Raw genomic sequence first — 17,427 nt, 5'->3', positions numbered from 1 at the left:
ATGACGGCGCCACCGGCCCGGCCGGTACCGCTGTGGCGCTACGCCGCGATCACCGCGATCGTCCTGGTCACCGTCGGGGTGGCGATGCTGGCGGTGCAGGCCCGCGCGATCCTGGTGCTGATCTTCCTGAGCTTCCTGCTCGCCGCCGGCCTGGATCCGCTGGTCCGGCGGCTGCAGCGGCTGGTGCGGCGCCGCGGCTTCGCGGTCGCGATCCTGGTGATCGGGCTGATCCTGGTGCTCACCGGGCTGTCGGCGGGGGCGTTCGTGCCGGCCGCGCGCCAGTTCGCCGCGTTCGTGCAGGCGGTACCGAACCTGGTGCAGGACATCGCGCACCAGGTCGGCAGCAGGGACACCCGGCTCGGCCGGTACCTGTCCGAACCGGCCGTGCAGCAGGCGATCCACGACGCGCTGGGCCGGCTGCCGGCGCTGCTGTCCTCCGGCGTCGGCGCGCTCTTCGGGCTGATCGGCAAGATCTTCGGCGCGGTGTTCAGCGTGCTGACCGTCGGCGCGCTGACCGTGTACTTCATGCTGGCGCTGCCGCGGATCGTGGCCACGCTGGGCGCGCTGCTCGGCAGCGCGGAGCGCAGCGCGGTGCTGGACGAGGCGCTGGCGAAGATCGGCGGGTACATCACCGGCCAGCTGGTCATCTGCGTCGCCGCCGGCGCCAGCGCGTACGTGTTCTTCCTGATCGTCGGCGTGCCTTACCCGGCGCTGATCGCGCTTGGCGTCGCGATCCTGGATCTGGTGCCGCAGATCGGCGCCAGCCTCGGCGCGGTACTGGGTGCCGCGATGGCGCTGACCGTCTCGATCGGCGTGGCGCTCGGCACGATCGCGTTCTTCATCGCCTACCAGCAGCTGGAGAACTACGTGCTGGCGCCGCGGATCCTGGCCCGGGCCACCGCGCTGTCGCCGCTGACCGCGTTCATCGCCGCGCTGATCGGCGGCTCGGCCGCCGGCATCGTCGGCGCGGTCGCCGCGCTGCCGGTCACCGCCGCGCTGCAGGTCGTCGTCCGGCACGCGCTGCGGGACCGGTTTCCGGGGCCGCCGGCACCGCAACCGGACGACACCCCACCCGAGCCGGACGAGTCCGCCGCGCCGGAGGACGCGTAGCGCGCACCTGCCGCGCGCGGTGTCCGGGCCGGCCCGCCACCGCGGCGGGCCGGCCCGGTCACCCGCTACGGCTGCGCGGCCGGACGGCGGGCGAGGCCCGGTGCGTCCGCGACGTGCCGCAGCGGTCGCAGCCGGTAGGAGTACGAGTAGTCCTGGTCGGCGAACAGCTTGTACTCGTCGTGGGTCTGCGCGCCCCAGCTGTTGTCGCCGCCGACGCCCATCTGCCGGTGGTTGAGCCGCAGCACCACGGCGTCCCGCGGATCCAGCTGGAAGCTGTGCCGGGCGCCCGCGGACAGGTCCTCCGGGGTGTAGCGCAGCGCGGAGAACTCCAGCAGTGGGTCGCCGACGGCGAGCAGCCCGGCGCCGTACCGGTTGGTCAACGCGACCCAGCGCACGTCGGTGCGGTTGCCGTTCTCCTGCGGCCGGATGTACTCGGTCCACATGTCGTCCACTGTGGACGAGTACCGGCCGACCTCGGAGCCGGACCTGCGGTCCCAGTAGTTCTCGCCGGGGCCCCGCCCGAGGTAGTCGACGTTCGACAGGCTCGCCGGCAGCGTGAGCATGGTCCCGACGACCGGAATGTAGGGCAGGCTCGCGGCACCCGGATGCAACGTGTTGTGCACCGCGACCTCGCCGCTGCCGAACACCGTGTAGGTGGTGGTGTAGTCGGAGCGGGTGCTGGTCGGCAGCGTGCCCGTCACCGCGATCCGGACCGCCTGCTCGGCCGGCCGGCTCACCGCCACCCCGGTCACCGTCCGCGCCGCGCCCGCGTGTCGCCAGGTGCCGTTGCGCGACGGCTGCCCGTTCCCGTTGTCGTTGTCGGTCGGGCCGCGCCAGAACTCCGGCGCCGGACCGCTGCTGACCAGCTCGATGCCGTTCGCCCGGTACGAGCTGAGCACCCCGGTCTTCTTCGCCACGGACAGCCGGAACCCGGCACCGGTCACCGTCACGGTGTCGTCGCCGTCGTCCACGGTGAGCGCCGGCAGGCTCGACACCGGTACCGGCGTCACCGCCGGGCTGCCGAAGTCGACCGGCAGCTGCTGCGCCGCCACCTCGAAGCCGGGCCCGGACCAGCTGGTGTGGCCCCGGGTGGTGAACCACACCCGCAGGAAGTACTCGCTGCCGGGCGCGGGATGCCGCGGGGCGCGCAGCGGCAGCCTGACCGTCTTGCTGGACAGCGGCGCCAGGTCGAGCTGGCCGGCGGACAGCCGGCCCTGCTGGACGACCCGGCCGTCCACCGCGAGGCTCCAGTGCCCGGCGTAGGCACTCAGGTTGGTGAACAGCATCTCGTTCGTCAGCCGGACCTCGCCCCGCGCCAGGTTGTCGGTCGCCGCCACGAGGACGTGCTGGTACACCTTCTTGACCTCGGTGGCCTTGCCGTTGGGCCGGCGGCTGGCGGGCAGGATGCCGTTCGCGCAGAAGTTGCCGTCGTTGGGGTTGTCGCCCCAGTCGCCGCCGTAGGCGAGGTAGGTCTTCTGGGCCGGCTGCTGCTCGCGGTAGCCGGCGGTGGCCGCGTCGAACCACAGCCGCACGTCCGGGTCGTCGGCACCGCGGCCGGTGTCGGCCAGCTCGTCGGTGCGCAACGCGCGGGCGTACACCCGGGCGACGCGGATCGTGCCGGCGAAGATCCGGTCGTCGTGGTCGGCGTCCGCGCCGATCGCGATCGGCGCGGCGATCACGTCCGGTACCGCGGTCGTGTCGCGGTGGGCGGCCCGCACCCCGTCCAGGTAGACGGTGAGGGTGCCGGCGGCGTGGTCGAAGACCCCGGCGACGTGGTGCTCGGTGCCGACCCAGCCGTCCGGCAGGTCGGCGGTCGCGGCGATCCAGCTGGAGCCGGAGTGGATGAAGAACTCGATCGTCTCGTCGGTCTGCTTCAACGAGTAGGCGGTGTCGCCCTTGGCCACGATCGGCTGGTGCCCGCCCGGACCGCTCGCGGTGAGCCACGCCTCGGCGGTCAGCGACCCGGTCAGGTCCAGCGCCGGATCGGTGTTGAACACCGCGCCGCCGGACAGCCCGTGGTCCCGGTCGAAGGCCGCCGCCGGGGCCAGTTCGGTGTGCAGCTTCTCCGGGCCGGTCTCGGTGACCTCGCGGCGTTTCGGCGTCGGCCAGGTCAGCGCCTGGTCGACGAAGTCCCAGATGAACCCGCCCTGCAGGACGTCGTGCGCCCGGATCACGTCCCAGTAGTCGGCGAGGTTCCCCGTCGAGTTGCCCATCGAGTGCGCGTACTCGCACATGATGTACGGCCGGGTGTCCTTGGTGTCCGCGGCCCGGTTGGCGATCGTCGACGGGCTCTCGTACATGTGCGAGCGCATGTCGGAGACCTCGGGCCGGTTGTCGCCCTCGTAGTGGATCAGCCGGGTGCTGTCGAACGAGCGGATCCAGTCGTGCATCGCGACGAAGTTGGAGCCGCCGCCGGCCTCGTTGCCCAGCGACCAGATCACCACGCAGGCGTGGTTCTTGTCCCGGTGCACCATCTGCTTCGCCCGGTCGACGACCGCGGCGGTCCACTCGGGGTTGGAGTCGGGGAACTGGCCCCGCACCCCGTGCGTCTCCAGGTTCGTCTCGTCCAGCACGTACAGGCCGTACTCGTCGGCGAGCTCGTACCACAGCGGGTTGTTCGGGTAGTGCGAGGTGCGGTGCGCGTTGATGTTCATCCGCTTCATCAGCGTGATGTCGCCGACCAGGTCGTCGCGGGTCAGCGCGGCGCCGCGGTCCGGCACGATCTCGTGCCGGTTGGTCCCCCGGATCGAGATCGGCTTGCCGTTGATGCACATCAGCCCGTCGAGCATGGCGAACTCGCGGAACCCGACCCGGCTGGACAGCGTCTCGATCACCCGGCCGTGCGGGTCGCGCAGCACCAGCACCGCGGTGTACAGGTTCGGCTGCTCGGCCGACCACAGCGCCGGCTTCGACACCGCCTTCGCGTCCCGGACCGTCACGTCGGCGCCGGCCGGTTTCGACGCGATGTCCACCGACTGGCGCAGCGGCGCCGCCCAGACCGGCCGGCGATGCGCGTCGTACAGCTGGGTCTCGACGGTGTACGTGCCGGTCGTGGCGGCACCGTAGTTGCGCACGCTCGCCGTCACGTCCAGCTGTCCGGCGGTGTAGCCGCCGGACAGTGGGGTGCGCAGCCAGAAGTCGCGCAGGTGCACCGTGGGCGTGGCGAACAGATAGACCGACCGGAAGATCCCGGAGACCCGGATCATGTCCTGGTCTTCCATCCAGTCGCCGTCGGAGAACCGGTACACCTCGACCGCGACCTGGTTGCGCCCCGCCACCAGGTAGGGCGTCACGTCGAACTCGCTGGGTACGAACGAGTCCTCCCGGTAGCCGACCTTGGTGCCGTTGATCCACAGGTAGAACGCCGACTTGACGCCCTCGAAGTGCAGGAAGATCCGCCGCCCGGACCAGTTGCCGGGCACCGTGAAGGTCCGGCGGTACTGGCCGACCGGGTTGAACTTCGTCGGTGCCGCCGGCGGCTGGGCGTTCTCGTTCTTGCCGTTGGCGCCCCACCACGGGTACGTGATGTTGGTGTAGATCGGGAAGTCGTAGCCGTGCAGCTGCCAGTCCGACGGCACCGGGATCGTCGGCCAGTCGTGGTCGTCGAAGTCGGTCCGGTGGAAGTCGGTGATCCGCCCGTCCGGGGTGTCGGAGTGGGCGAACTTCCAGTCGCCGTCGAGGTCCTGCCGCCACGGCGAGTTGCGCCGGTCGGCGGTCAGCGCCTGGCCGAGGCTCGCGTACGGCATCAGCGTGGCGTGCGGCGGCTCGGAGTTGACGTCGAAGATGCCGATGTTGTTGGTCCACTCCGGGAACCCGTTCGGCGGATCGGTCCACTCCGGAGTCGGGGTGTCGGCCGAGGTGGCGGGCGCGGCCTGGGCCGCGCCGGACGCCGCCACCGACGGCAGCGCGGCGGCGCCGAGAGCGACGGCGCCGCCGGCCAGCAGGGTCCGGCGGCGAATCGGTACGGGGGTCTGCTGGTGCTCGTGTGCGGGGGACATGCCTGGGGGACTCCGTTCCTCGAACGGCCGTCGGCGCCGGGGTCGGACGCCGACCGGGATCGGTGGAGCTGCTTGTACTGCACTCCGAGGTCCGGACAGGACGACGACCGGCACCGGCGACGTGCTGTCCGGCCGTCCGAGTGACGGTCCGGCATGGCCCTTATTCGTACTGGTCGAGCGAGTTCGATGTCAATATTTGTCGAAGCGCTTTTGGTTGTGTGTGTCTGTGTCGCGCCCGAACGCTGGCCGATAAGTACCGTTTCACCCCGACTTCCACCGCCGGGGTGGACGGTGTCGCTCGTGCGGGCGCACCGACGCCGCCAGCGGGTCGCACCGCGGGCGGGCTGCATCAGGTGTGTGGGCGTCGAGTGGCCCGGCCGGCGGCGAACGCACCCGGGAGCGCAGGTGGAGGTCGCCGCGGGTGGTTGCCGGTCGCACGGTTCATGACGATGGCCGGATACGGCCGGGCCGTTGTCTGGCGGGCGACGCTGCCCGGCAGGCAGGCCGCGAGGGTCGTCGCGCCGCAGGGATCGTGGGGCTGGTGGGCGGAGTGGCCCGGCAGGGAGCCTGTCGGGGCGGCCCCCGCCGTCACTCGGGCGCCCCGGTCGGAGTGGCGACGGTCGCCCGGCAATCGCATGGCGGGCCACCCTCGGCGGGCCGACGCCCCCGGACCGGCACCTGTTGCGGGGCCGTCCCGGGAGCGTCAGGGTCAGGTGGTCGGCCGGTTCATTGGGTCGGCGACGTCACGGGGTCGGCGGCGTCACGGGGTTGGCGGCGTTACGGAGTCGGCATCGTGGCGAGAACGCGGTCGACCATCCCGTACTCCCGGGCCTCCTCGGCGGTGAACCAGCGGTCCCGGTCGGCGTCCTCGGCGATGCGCTCCACCGGCTGCCCGGTGTGCCGGGAGATGACCTGCTGGTTCTCCCGCTTCATCGCCATCATGTTCTCCGCCTGGATGGCCACGTCGGCGGCGGTGCCGCCGACCCCGCCCGATATCTGGTGCATCATCACCCGGGCGTGCGGCAGCGCGAACCGCTTGCCCGCCGCGCCGGCGCACAGCAGGGTCTGCGCCATCGAGGCGGCGATGCCCATCGCGTAGGTCGCCACGTCGGCCCGGACCAGCTGCATCGTGTCGTACACCGCCATGCCGGCGGTCACCGAACCACCCGGTGAGTTGATGTAGAGGTGGATGTCGCGGTCGGAGTCCTCCGCGTCCAGCAGCAGCAGCTGGCCGCAGATCATGTTCGCGTTCTCCTGCTTGACCTCGTCGCCGAGGAAGATGATCCGGTTGCGCAACAGCCGCTGGAACAGCTCGCCGTCGATGCCGGTACCGGGTGTCTGCTCGGCGGAACGCCCGTGCATCGTGCCGAGGTCGACCATTCTGTACCACCTGTCCTTCTGCGCTGACCGGATCGCGTGACGCCTCGACCCTACGGGCCGCGGTGTGATGTCGTCCGTGGTGTTCGCTCAGGGCCGATTCTGCTGGGAGTCGACCGAGTGCTCACGGCAGCACCGGGGCCGTTCGGTGCCGCGCGGTCAGTGGGGGAGCGGTCGTTGATGTCGTGGCCTGCGGGGGCGGGCCCGGCCGGGCGTGGTGCTCGAACCCGTCGGGGCCCGAGTGGACGGCGCAGCCAGGCCCACATGCCGAGCCCCAGCAGCGAGCCGAGCAGGATCGAACCGGCCACCAGCGGCGGGCCGTCGGCGTAGTCGACGCCGTCCGGTGGTGCGACCAGGTCGATCAGCATGCTGGGCACCAGGGCCGTCATGACGAGTATCGGCCCGGCCGGCACTGCGGCGGCGAGCAGCCACCACCCGCGACGCTGGCGTCGGGGACTCGCCAGCAACGCCGTCAGCAGCCCCAACGTCGGCCCGAGCAGGCTGACCAGTTGCCCGGCCACATCACTGAGAGTGGCGGCGAGCACGCTCGACCCGGCGCCGACGAGCACCCCGGCCAGAAACAGCCAGAGGCCGCCCGTCGCCGTCACCATCAACCACGCGAAGATCCTGGACGACAACCGGTCGTGACCGGATGGCGTCGTCGGTGCCACGGCAGGGGAGCGGCCCGCCCGATCGTCCCGCGCCGCGACCGCGGCGTAGGGCAGGCCGAGGGCGGTCGCGGCGAGCAGCAGCAGCGGCAACGGATCGACCGCGCCGGCGAGCGAGACCAGCCAGTCCATCCGTGGGCCGAACAGGAACGGGTCGTCGGCGAAAAGCAGGGCCGGCAGCCAGGCCGGCAGCCACCGCGCCCCTGCTGGCAGTTGGGCCAGCAGGTCAGGCCGGCGGCGCTGACCGCGGCCGCGGTGACGAGGCAACCGCCGACCACGGCGACCAGCCGGCGCCGGGTGACCCGGTGGCGCACCCGGGACCGCCGGTGTCGGCCGCGGACAGCTCGGCGAGCTCGGCCCGCCACTCCGGGTACCGATCGGGGTGCCCGGCCGCGGCCAACCGACCCGCGGCGAATCGCAACGCGAGGTCGGCCCAGCGCGCCGCGATCGTGGCCGGTCGGTCGTCTCCGTCGGCGCTCATCAGGCCAGCCCCGTCGCCGGATCACCGGTGATGCCCAGGGACCGGCGAAGCGTGGCAAGGGCGGCCCGCCCGGCGGCGACGCCGTCGGGTGTGAGCTGGTAATAGCGGCGGGGCGGCCGGCCCATCTCGCTGGCGTCGGCGCGCTCCCACTCGCCCTCCACCCAACCGGCCTGTTGCAGGCGGGTCAGGATCGGGTAGAGGGTGCCGCTGGGCTGACCGGTGGCGTGCATCAGCTCCAGCCCGTAACGCGGGCTGTCCGGCTCGGTGAGGAACACGGTGAGCACGGCGGCCACCGAGGTGGTGATGCGCGGCTGGGCCATGCCGGAATCCTACATAGCCCCCGCGACCGGTACCCGGCCGAGTGTCGTCGACCGGTACGAGCCGGCACAATCTCTACCGGGCCCGACGCGCCGTGGCGATCCGGGCCGGCGACGAGGACCGGCGAAGGTGAGGGACCGATGACCGACGTGCGTACTGCGGGGACGCTGCCGACCACGATGCGGGTCAGCGTGCTGTACGGGGTGGGTGAGCTGGGCGTCGAGGACCGGCCGGTGCCGGCACCCGGCGCCGACGAGGTGCTGGTCGAGGTCGGCTCGGTCGGGGTCTGCGGCTCCGACGTGCACTACTACCGGCACGGCCGGATCGGCGACCACGTGGTCCGCGCGCCGCTGGTGCTGGGGCACGAGGCCGGCGGCCGGATCGTCGGGCTCGGCGCGGACGTGCCGGCGGAGCGGTTGGGCGAGCGGGTGTCGCTGGAGCCGGGCATCCCGTGCCGGCACTGCGAGCAGTGCCGGCACGGCCGCTACAACCTCTGCCCGGACGTGCGGTTCTTCGCCACGCCGCCGATCGACGGCGCGTTCTGCCAGTACGTCGCGGTGCCCGCGGACTTCGCCTACCCGGTACCGGAGGCGATCTCGGACGACGCGGCCGGCCTGCTGGAGCCGCTGTCGGTGGGCATCTGGTCCTGCCGGAAGGCCGGCGTCGGGCCGGGTAGCCGGGTGCTGATCGCCGGCGCCGGGCCGATCGGGCTGGTGACCGCCCAGGTGGCGGCCGCGTTCGGGGCGACGGAGGTGATCGCGACCGACGTGGCGGCGCCCCGGCTGGATGCGGCCCGGCGGCTCGGCGCCACCGGAACCGTGCCGGCCGGTACGGTGCTCGCCGCCACCGACGCGGTCGACGCGTTCATCGACTGTTCCGGTGCCGCACCCGCGGTGGACGCCGGGATCCGGTCGGTCCGCCCGGCCGGTTCGGTGGTGCTGGTCGGGATGGGCGCCGACGAGATCCCATTGCCGGTGCCGGTGATCCAGAACCGCGAACTGCGGCTGACCGGCACCTTCCGGTACGCGAACACCTGGCCGCTGGCGATCGCGCTGGCGGCGGGCGGCCGGGTCGACCTGGACGCGCTGGTCACCGGGCACTTCGGGCTCGCGCAGGTGGATGCCGCGCTGGCCGCCTCGGAGGACCCGAACGCGATCAAGGCCGTCGTCACCCCGCAACACTGACCCGACCGCCGACCGCCGACCGCCGACCGCCGACCGCCGACCGCCGACCGCCCGAACCCGCCGGTTTCCGGAACGGGCCCGGCCGACCTCGCCGCCGTACCTGGCCGGGCGAGGCCGGGGCAAGCGGTCGGGCCGGCGAGGCCCGCCGGTCGGGCGGTCGGGGCCGGCGAGGCCCGCCGGTCAGGCCAGACAGGCCAGGGCGGTGCGCAGTGCGGGCGGCAGCGGATGGTCGGCCGGCAGCCGGTCCACGGTGGCCTCGACGAACTCGGCCGGCGACAGTTGCGCGGTGATCGGGGCAGCGTCGCCGGTGCCGTCGGCCTCCACGTGCCAGCGGTTGTCGGCCTCCTGGACCAGGACCGGCCGGTCCTGCTCGGCCAGCGCGAACGCGCCGAACCTGGCCCGCCAGGCGGTCCGGTCGGGCTCCTCGGTCGGCGGCGTCCGGTAGCCGACGTCGTCGGCGTGGGTGGCGAGCTCGGAGGCGTAGTGCAGCGCCTGCAGGCCGACCGGGTACGGGCCGGCCTGGGTCGGCAGCAGCGCGTCGGCCCCGCGGGCCCGCAGCTCGGCGCGGGTCCGGCCGTTCGCGGCGCGCCACTCGGACAGCACCGTATCCACCGGTACGTCCCGACGTTCGTCCACCGACCACTGGTTGAACCCGTCCAGCCCGTCCACGCCGGCCTCGGTGAGCAGCCGGTTGAGGCCGGCCAGGTCGTCGTCCAGGCAGGCGTGGTTGTACAACTCCTCGCCGGCCAGGTGCGCCAGCACGTCCCGGACCGACCAGCCGGCGCAGCGCGACGGCCGGTCCCAGTCGGCACCGGCGAGCCCGGCGAAGTGCCCGTCCAGCCGCCGCGCCTCGGCGTCGTACAACGCGAACGGGTCGAGGTCGGCCAGCGCACCGGCCGTTTCGTGGTACACGAGTCAGTCCTCCCTGCTTCGGTTTCCCTGGTCCCGCTCCGGCCCCGGCGACGCCGCGGTGGCGTCCGGCGCGGGTTCGTCGTCGGGCAGCGGGGTGGTGGTGGGCGGGCGCAGCAGTGCGGCGATCCGGCGCAGCCGCAGGTCGTCGACCAGCTCGGGCACCGTGGCCGGCAACGGGATCCGCCAGTTCGGGTACTGGTCGGTGGTGCCCGGCAGGTTCGGCGCCCGCAGCTCGCCGAGTACGTCGGTGGGCGCGACCGCCTTGATCCGGCACGGCGTGCGGTGCAGCAGCGCGTGCATCGCCAGTACGGTGCCGTCCAGGTCGGCGTGCGGCGCCAGCAGCCCGCGGCGGGCCAGTTGGGCCAGCAGTTCGTGCCGCTCGGCCGCGGCGGCGTGCCGGGCCGCGGTCGGATCGGCGAGCAGCCCGAGCCGGTCGCGTACCCCGATCGCCTCGCCGGTGAGGAAACCGGCCGCGGTCGGCAGGTCGTGGGTGGAGATGCTCGCCATCGCGCGCTCCGGCCACGCCTCCGGCGGCAGCGGCCGACCGGCGGCGTCCCGGGCGAACCACAGCACCTCGCAGCCGAGCATCCCGCGCTGCGCCAGCGCGGCGGTCACCGCCGGCTCGACGGTACCGAGGTCCTCACCGACCACGACGGCGTTCGCCTGGTACGCGGCGAGGGTCAGGGCGCCGAGCATCGCCGGCGCGTCGTAGCGCACGTACGTGCCGTCCGCCGGGGAGCCGCCGCGCGGGATCCACCACAGCCGGAACAGCCCGGCGACGTGGTCGACGCGCAGCCCGCCGCCGTGCCCGAGCAGCGCGTCGAGCATCTGCCGGTACGGCAGGTAGCCGACCTCGGCGAGCCGGTCCGGCCGCCACGGCGGGAAGCCCCAGTCCTGCCCGGCGGTACTGAACGCGTCCGGCGGTGCGCCGACCGACGCGCCGCCGGCGAGCACGTCCTGAAATGCCCAGGCGTCCGCGCCGGCCGGGTCCACTCCGACCGGCAGGTCGTGCAGCACGCCGATCGCCATCGTCGAGCCGGCCGCGTCGACGCCGGCCAGCTGGTCCGCGCAGCGCCGCTGCACCCACGCGTGGAAACCGACCCGGTCGGCGAGGTCGGCCGCGGCGCGGCGCACCGCCGGGTCGTCCGGCCGGCGCAGCTGCGGTGGCCACCGGCGCCAGTCGGCGCCGTGCCGCTCGGCCAGCGCGCACCAGGTCGCGTACCGCGCCAGCGCCGGATCGGGCGGCGCGGTCGGCAGCCGGTACCGCCAGAGCAGCGCCAGCGCGGCCTGCTTGGCCGCCCACACCGCGTCGTGGTCGATCAGCGGTGCCGGCGCCGGCCGCAGCGCGTCCACCCGGCGCCGGGTCGCCTCGTCGGCGGCGGCGTACTCGGGCAGCTCGTCGATGCGCAGGTACAGCGGGTTGGCGAACCGGCGGCTGGCCGGCGAGTACGGCGACGGCTGCACCGGCGGTACCAGCCGCGGCGCGCACAGCGGCCCGGCCACCAGCACGTCCGCGCACAGCTGGGCGCGGCTCGCGGCGACCAGCTCGCGCAGGTCGGCGTACTCCCCGATGCCCCAGGAACGGGCCGAGTGCAGCGCGTAGGGCTGCACGGTCAGCCCCCAGCAGGCCGGCACCGGCGGTAGCGTGCGCGGCGTCACCAGCACCGTGGAGTCGCGGCCGGCGTGGTGCAGCGTGTACCAGCCGGGCGGCAGGCTGGCCGGCAGCGCATCGGTGATCCGCCGCCGGGTACCGTCCTGCGCGGTCAGGGCACCGTCCGGCACCGGGTAGGCGGTGCCGGCCGCGACGGTCAGCGTGGCCGGCACCGGCGCCGCCTGCCGGCCGGCCAGTTCGGTGCGTGCCGCCTGGATCGCGCGGGGTGTCGCGGCGTCGAGACCGAGTTCGGCGAGCACCGCGACGACCACCGCCGGGTCGACCGCAACCGGACGATCGGCATCGTCGCGGTATTCGGTGGCGACTCCGGCCGCGTGCGCCAGTTCGGCCAGTTCCGCATCCACTCCGACAAGTCTGGCAGCGCGGCGCCGGTCAGGCTGGGCGAATGGCCACGCCGTCCTCGGGTACCCCGCTAGCGTCGGAGCGAGGGCCTGTTGCGGAACCCCCGGGATTCCGGAGCGGGCCCCGGACGTCACGGGCCGGCGTACCGGCCGTGCCGGTGAGGCGTCGTGTGCGCGGGCCGCCCGACGCGGCCCAGCGGTGGCACGCCGGCGCCCGACCGGTGCGCAGGTGCCGGCCCCTGCGGAGGGGGAGACGTGTCGAACAGTTACCTGGGGCCGAACGACGTACCGGATCCGTTGAGCCAGCTGTTGTCCCAGTTCCTCGGCGGCGGTGAACTGCGCCGGCCGGTACGGCGGATCGACATCGGCCGGATGATGAGCGCGGAGACGCGGGAGATGGTCGCCGCGGCCGGCCGGGAGGCGCAGCGGCACGGTGACGCCGAGCTGGACACCGATCACCTGTTGTGGGCGGCGACCCAGCAGGACCGGACCCGGCAGCTGCTGTCCCGGGCCGGCGCCGATCCGGACGCGATCGCGCAGCGGATCGAGGCGCAGCCGTCCGGCTCCGGCGCGGCCGGCGGGCCGGACTCGCTGACCCCGGCGACCAAGCGGGCGCTGCTGGACTCGCACCAGATCGCCCGCAGCATGGGCGCCACCTACATCGGGCCGGAGCACGTCCTGCTGGCGCTGTCGGCGAACCCGGAGTCGGAGGCCGGCCGGCTGCTCGGCGGCATGCGGATCGGGCCGGCCGAGCTGGCGTCCGGCGCGGCCCCGCGGCCCGGGATGGAACGCGGCATGGAGCGCGGCATGGAGCCCGGCGCGCGCGGCGGCGGGTCGGCCACCCCGACCCTGGACCAGTTCGGCCGGGACCTGACCGAGGAGGCCCGGGACGGCCGGGTCGACCCGGTCGTCGGCCGCACCGAGGAGATCGAGCAGACCGTCGAGGTGCTGTCCCGCCGCACCAAGAACAACCCGGTACTGGTGGGCGAGGCCGGGGTCGGCAAGACCGCCATCGTGGAGGGGCTGGCGCAGCGCATCGCCGACGGCGACGTACCCAAGGTGCTGGCCGGCCGGCGGGTGGTGCAGCTGGACCTGTCGTCGATGGTCGCCGGTACCCGCTACCGCGGTGACTTCGAGGAGCGGATGAAGCAGGCGATCGAGGAGATCCGGGCGCACGCCGACGAGCTGATCGTGTTCATCGACGAGCTGCACACGATGGTCGGCGCCGGTGGCGGCGGCGAGGGCGGCGGCAGCATGGACGCCTCCAACATGCTCAAGCCGGCGCTGGCCCGCGGCGAGCTGCACGTGGTCGGTGCGACCACGCTGGACGAGTTCCGCCGCTACATCGAGAAGGACGCGGCGCTGGCCCGCCGGTTCCAGCCGGTGATGGTGCCCGAGCCGAGCGTCGACGACACGGTGGCGATCCTGCGCGGCCTGCGGGACCGGTACGAGGCGCACCACCAGGTGCGGTTCACCGACGAGGCGCTGGTGGCGGCCGCCGAGCTGTCCGACCGGTACCTGACCGAGCGGTTCCTGCCGGACAAGGCGATCGACCTGATGGACCAGGCCGGCGCCCGGGTCCGGCTGCGCGCGCTGGCCCCGGACACCGACGTACGGGAACTGACCGAGCAGGTGGACGCGCTGCGCCGGGACAAGGACCAGGCCGTCGCCGGCGAGGAGTACGAGCGCGCGACGCAGCTGCGCGACCGGATCGTCGAGCTGGAGAGGCAGATCGACGAGGTACGCGCCAGCGGCACCACCGGTGGCTCGGTGCCCGAGGTGACGACCGCCGACATCGCCGAGGTGGTGTCGCGCTCGACCGGCATCCCGGTGGCCGAGCTGACCGAGGAGGAACGCGACCGGCTGCTGAAGCTGGAGCAGCGGCTGCACTCCCGGGTGGTCGGCCAGGACGACGCGGTCGAGGCCGTCGCCGAGGCGGTGCGGCGGTCCCGGGCCGGCCTCGCCGACCCGAACCGGCCGATCGGCAGCTTCCTGTTCCTCGGCCCTACCGGCGTCGGCAAGACCGAGCTGGCCCGCGCCCTGGCCGAGGCGCTGTTCGGTTCCGAGGACCGGATGGTGCGGCTGGACATGAGCGAGTTCTCCGAGCGGCACACGGTGTCCCGGCTGGTCGGCGCGCCACCCGGGTACGTCGGGTACGAGGAGGCCGGGCAGCTGACCGAGGCCGTCCGCCGCCACCCGTACTCGGTGCTGCTGCTCGACGAGATCGAGAAGGCGCACCCGGACGTGTTCAACATGCTGCTGCAGGTGCTCGACGACGGCCGGCTCACCGACGGCCAGGGCCGTACCGTCGACTTCAAGAACACCGTGCTGATCATGACCAGCAACCTCGGCTCGGACCTGATCTCCGGGCAGGGCGCCGCGCTGGGTTTCGGCTCCGGGCAGTCCGGCGCCGCCGGCCACGACGAGCCGGTCGACGCCGGCCTGCGGGACCGGTTGATGCGCCGGCTGCGCGAGTCGTTCCGGCCCGAGTTCCTGAACCGGATCGACGAGATCATCATCTTCCGCCGCCTCGGTACCGACCAGCTGCGCCAGATCACCGAGCTGATGTTGGACCAGACGGCCCGTCGGGTACACGGTCAGGGCGTGACGATGGCTGTCACGCCGGCGGCGGTGGACTGGCTCGCCGAGCACGGCTACGAACCGGCGTTCGGTGCCCGGCCGATGCGCCGCACGATCCAGCGAGAAGTCGAGAACCGGCTGTCGGCGATGCTGCTGGCCGGCGAACTGTCCGCCGGCCAGCAGGCGACCGTCGACGCGACGGACGGGCATCTGAGCATCCGGGTGGACGAACCGGCGACGACCGGTTCCTGACGTACCGGGCGGCCGGCGGGCCGCCGCGGCCGGCGACCAGCGAGGAGTTGGCATGGAACTGGGCAACAGCAAGCACGCGGGCCATCGGGACACCGAGCTCGCCCGCGAGACCCGCGAGTACGTCGAGGCCGGCCACAGCTCGCGGGCCGAACCGTGGCGGGAGGTCGAACCGTCGGACGGCAGCGGGCCGGAGGCGGAGGTGATGCCGACCGCGGAGGGTGTCGGCGGCACCCCGCCTGGCATGGACGGCGACGACGTGGCCGGCCGCAGCGACCTGGCCCGGCTGCTGGATCCGGGTGAGTTCCCGGCGGACGCCGAGCGGCTGGCGGCCACCGCGATCCGGCACCAGGCCGACGACGCCACGGTGGCGGCGCTGCGGGCGCTGCCGCCGGGCCACCGGTACCGCACCGTGTCGGAGGTGTGGGCGGCCCTGGGCCACCGGACCGAGGACGACGCCCGCCGGTTCTGACCGGTGGGCTGCCGGCGGTGACCGGTCAGCGGCGGGCCAGCGTGGCGCGGGTCTCGGCGGCGATCTGCTGGATCTCGCCGGTCGGTACCACCAGGACCGGCACCCGCGCGCCGACCGGCGACACGATCGTCGGGTCGGCCGGCTCGCGCGGGCCGGTCAGGGTGCGGGGCAGGCCGAGCACCCGGAGCCCGGCGGACACCTCGGCGCGCACTTCCGGCTGGTCGGTACCTATCTCGCCGGTGAACACGACCGCGTCGAGCCGGTCCAGGCTGGCGGCCATCGCGGCGACGCCGGCCCGGACCCGGTGGGTGAACACCGCGAGCGCCAGTTCCGCCGCCCGGTCCCCGCGAGTACGGGCGCGAACCAGGTCCCGGGTGTCGTCGGAACTGCCGGACAGCCCGAGCAGGCCGGAGCGGTGCTGCAGCGCGTCGTCCAGCTCGGCGGCCGACAGGCCGTGCTCGGTCTGCAGCCACAGCAGCATTCCCGGGTCGACCGACCCGCTGCGCCGGCTCATCGCCAGCCCCTCCAGCGGAGTGAAACCCATCGTGGTGTCGACGCTGTGCCCGTCGCGCACCGCGCAGGCCGAGCAGCCGCCTCCCAGGTGTGCCAGCACGACCTGCAGATCGTCGGCGGGCCGCTGCAGCAGCGCCGCGGCGCGGCGCAGCGTCCACGCGTACGACAGGCCGTGGAACCCGTACCGGCGCAGCCCGTACCGGGTGGCCCAGCCGTGCGGCAACGGGTAGCTGCGGGCCGCCGCCGGCAGTTCGGCGTGGAACGCGGTGTCCAGGCACACGACGTGCGGTACGTCCGGCAGCGCGGTACGGGCCGCGTCCAGCGCGGCGAGCGCCGGCGGCATGTGCAGCGGCGCGAGCCGGGCCGCCGCGTCCAGCCCGGCCCGTACCGCATCGTCCACCCGGACCGGCGCGGTCAGCTCCGGGCCGCCGTGCACCAGCCGGTGCCCGACGGCGGTCACCGGCGGCAGCCGCGGTACCAGCTCGGTCAGCTCGTCCGGCGCCGACAGGTCGTGCGTGCGCACCGCGCTGCCGGCCCGGTCCACCACGGACACGTGCAGACTCGCCGAACCGGCGTCCACCACCAGCACCGCGCCGTCCGCGGTCACCGTCGGCCCGCTTCCGCACCGGCCGACCCCCGGCCGCCGTCGGTGGCCCGCCGGCCGGGGTCCGGCTCTCCGGTGGTCTGCCGGCCGGGCTCCGGCTCTCCGGTGGCCCGCGGGCCGGGGTCCGGCTCTCCAGTGGCGGTCTGGCCGGCCCGGTGGCGCGCCGGCGCGGTGCACAGGTCGAACAGGCCCGCGGTCGCGGCGTCCGGATCGCGCGAGTCCAGCTCGATGATCCGCCTCGCCAGGTCGAACAGCTCCGGCATCGTCCGGCGGTGCACCGCGACGGCCGGTGCCTCCGGCGCCGTGCGCAGGTAGTACGCCAGGTGCAGCGCGCTGCCGAGCGCTCCGGCGGTGCCGCGCACCGGCCCGTCGACGCGCAGCGGCAGCTCGTCCAGGTACGGGGTGCGCCGGAAGTGCCGGCTCGCCCCGGCGTACGGGTCGGCGCCGAGGAAACGCAGCCGCCCGAGCGCGGTCATGCCGGCCGCGCCGACGCACATCAGGCACGGCTCCAGGCTCACGTGCAGGGTGTGGTCCGGGCGCCGCCCCTCGGTGGGCAACCGCGCCAGCGCGTTGATCTCCGCGTGCGCGATCGCGCAGCCGGCGAGCCGCCCGGCCCCCGGCGCGGACCCGAACATCCGGCCACGTTCGGCGGCGACGACCGTACCGGTCGCGTCGGTGACGACCGCGCCGACCGGCAGGGTGCCCGCGCACCAGCCCTGCCACGCCAGCCGCAGGCACCGCGCCGCGATCGGGTCGGGCACCGTCAGGGCACCGTCTTCTCGATCGCGGCCGGGCCCTCCTCGTCGAGTTCCTCGGCGGCCCGGCGGACGTTCTCCGGCGTCGGGTCCTCGCCCTCGGCCTCGGCCAGGTCCTCCGGATCCCACGGCTGGTCGGCTCCGGTGCGTGCCACCGGCTCCGGCTTCTCCTCGCTCATCCTGCTCACCCCCA

The 17,427-nt window shown here is 74.1% G+C and carries 14 protein-coding genes; 4 read left to right on the top strand and 10 right to left on the bottom strand.

Features of this window, described 5'->3' with window-relative positions; genetic code table 11:
- Positions 1-1,110: an AI-2E family transporter gene (locus Athai_RS18395; RefSeq protein ID WP_203962624.1), complete on the top strand. Its 1,110-nt coding sequence runs from the start codon at positions 1-3 to the stop codon at positions 1,108-1,110.
- Positions 1,111-1,175: 65 nt separating this feature from the next.
- On the opposite strand, the gene Athai_RS18390 is transcribed toward Athai_RS18395, so the two are convergent.
- The 5 genes from Athai_RS18390 to Athai_RS18370 form a co-directional block, all read right to left on the bottom strand.
- Positions 1,176-5,108 (bottom strand): glycoside hydrolase family 2 TIM barrel-domain containing protein, encoded by a 3,933-nt coding sequence (locus Athai_RS18390; RefSeq protein ID WP_203962623.1) that lies wholly within the window; start codon positions 5,106-5,108, stop codon positions 1,176-1,178.
- A gap of 777 nt (positions 5,109-5,885) precedes the next feature.
- The gene (locus tag Athai_RS18385) at positions 5,886-6,470 is read right to left on the bottom strand and encodes a ClpP family protease (RefSeq protein WP_203965903.1); all 585 of its coding nucleotides are present in this window, start codon (positions 6,468-6,470) and stop codon (positions 5,886-5,888) included.
- A 68-nt stretch (positions 6,471-6,538) separates the two neighbouring features.
- Positions 6,539-7,420 (bottom strand): hypothetical protein, encoded by an 882-nt coding sequence (locus tag Athai_RS18380; RefSeq protein WP_203962622.1) that lies wholly within the window; start codon positions 7,418-7,420, stop codon positions 6,539-6,541.
- A complete protein-coding gene (locus Athai_RS18375; RefSeq protein ID WP_203962621.1) occupies positions 7,380-7,634 on the bottom strand; it encodes a hypothetical protein in 255 nt (84 codons plus the stop codon). Before Athai_RS18375 ends, Athai_RS18380 begins: the two co-directional genes overlap by 41 nt.
- Complete coding sequence (locus Athai_RS18370) at positions 7,634-7,954, bottom strand: PadR family transcriptional regulator (protein ID WP_203962620.1); 321 nt, start codon at positions 7,952-7,954, stop codon at positions 7,634-7,636. The genes Athai_RS18375 and Athai_RS18370 overlap by 1 nt, the downstream gene beginning before the upstream one ends.
- A 138-nt stretch (positions 7,955-8,092) precedes the next feature.
- Here Athai_RS18370 and Athai_RS18365 point away from each other — a divergent pair, with 138 nt between their 5' ends.
- Positions 8,093-9,136: an NAD(P)-dependent alcohol dehydrogenase gene (locus Athai_RS18365; protein WP_203962619.1), complete on the top strand. Its 1,044-nt coding sequence runs from the start codon at positions 8,093-8,095 to the stop codon at positions 9,134-9,136.
- A 180-nt stretch (positions 9,137-9,316) separates the two neighbouring features.
- On the opposite strand, the gene Athai_RS18360 is transcribed toward Athai_RS18365, so the two are convergent.
- Positions 9,317-10,048, bottom strand: coding sequence for a maleylpyruvate isomerase family mycothiol-dependent enzyme (locus tag Athai_RS18360; RefSeq protein WP_203962618.1), 732 nt, complete (start codon positions 10,046-10,048; stop codon positions 9,317-9,319).
- 3 nt (positions 10,049-10,051) lie between these two features.
- Positions 10,052-12,064: a 4-alpha-glucanotransferase gene (locus tag Athai_RS18355; protein ID WP_203962617.1), complete on the bottom strand. Its 2,013-nt coding sequence runs from the start codon at positions 12,062-12,064 to the stop codon at positions 10,052-10,054.
- Positions 12,065-12,331: 267 nt separating this feature from the next.
- Between Athai_RS18355 and Athai_RS18350 the strand changes: the two genes are divergently transcribed.
- A complete protein-coding gene (locus Athai_RS18350; RefSeq protein WP_203965900.1) occupies positions 12,332-14,893 on the top strand; it encodes an ATP-dependent Clp protease ATP-binding subunit in 2,562 nt (853 codons plus the stop codon).
- Positions 14,894-14,945: 52 nt separating this feature from the next.
- The gene (locus tag Athai_RS18345; protein ID WP_203962616.1) at positions 14,946-15,362 is read left to right on the top strand and encodes a DUF2795 domain-containing protein; all 417 of its coding nucleotides are present in this window, start codon (positions 14,946-14,948) and stop codon (positions 15,360-15,362) included.
- A 25-nt stretch (positions 15,363-15,387) separates the two neighbouring features.
- On the opposite strand, the gene Athai_RS18340 is transcribed toward Athai_RS18345, so the two are convergent.
- The 3 genes from Athai_RS18340 to Athai_RS18330 are packed head-to-tail and all read right to left on the bottom strand — an operon-like array spanning position 15,388 to position 17,413.
- Entirely contained in the window at positions 15,388-16,482 is a 1,095-nt protein-coding gene (locus Athai_RS18340; protein ID WP_203962615.1) for an acetate/propionate family kinase, read from the bottom strand.
- Positions 16,479-17,240 (bottom strand): tRNA-specific adenosine deaminase, encoded by a 762-nt coding sequence (locus tag Athai_RS18335; RefSeq protein ID WP_203962614.1) that lies wholly within the window; start codon positions 17,238-17,240, stop codon positions 16,479-16,481. The genes Athai_RS18340 and Athai_RS18335 overlap by 4 nt, the downstream gene beginning before the upstream one ends.
- Positions 17,241-17,242: 2 nt before the next feature.
- Positions 17,243-17,413, bottom strand: a complete 171-nt coding sequence (locus tag Athai_RS18330; RefSeq protein ID WP_203962613.1) for a hypothetical protein — start codon at positions 17,411-17,413, stop codon at positions 17,243-17,245.
- Positions 17,414-17,427 lie beyond the last annotated feature (14 nt).

The sequence above is a fragment of the Actinocatenispora thailandica genome, assembly GCF_016865425.1.
In the GTDB taxonomy this organism is placed as follows: Bacteria; Actinomycetota; Actinomycetes; order Mycobacteriales; family Micromonosporaceae; genus Actinocatenispora; species Actinocatenispora thailandica.
Note: the sequence above shows the minus strand (reverse complement) of the source record. Positions and strands in the feature narration are given on the sequence as shown.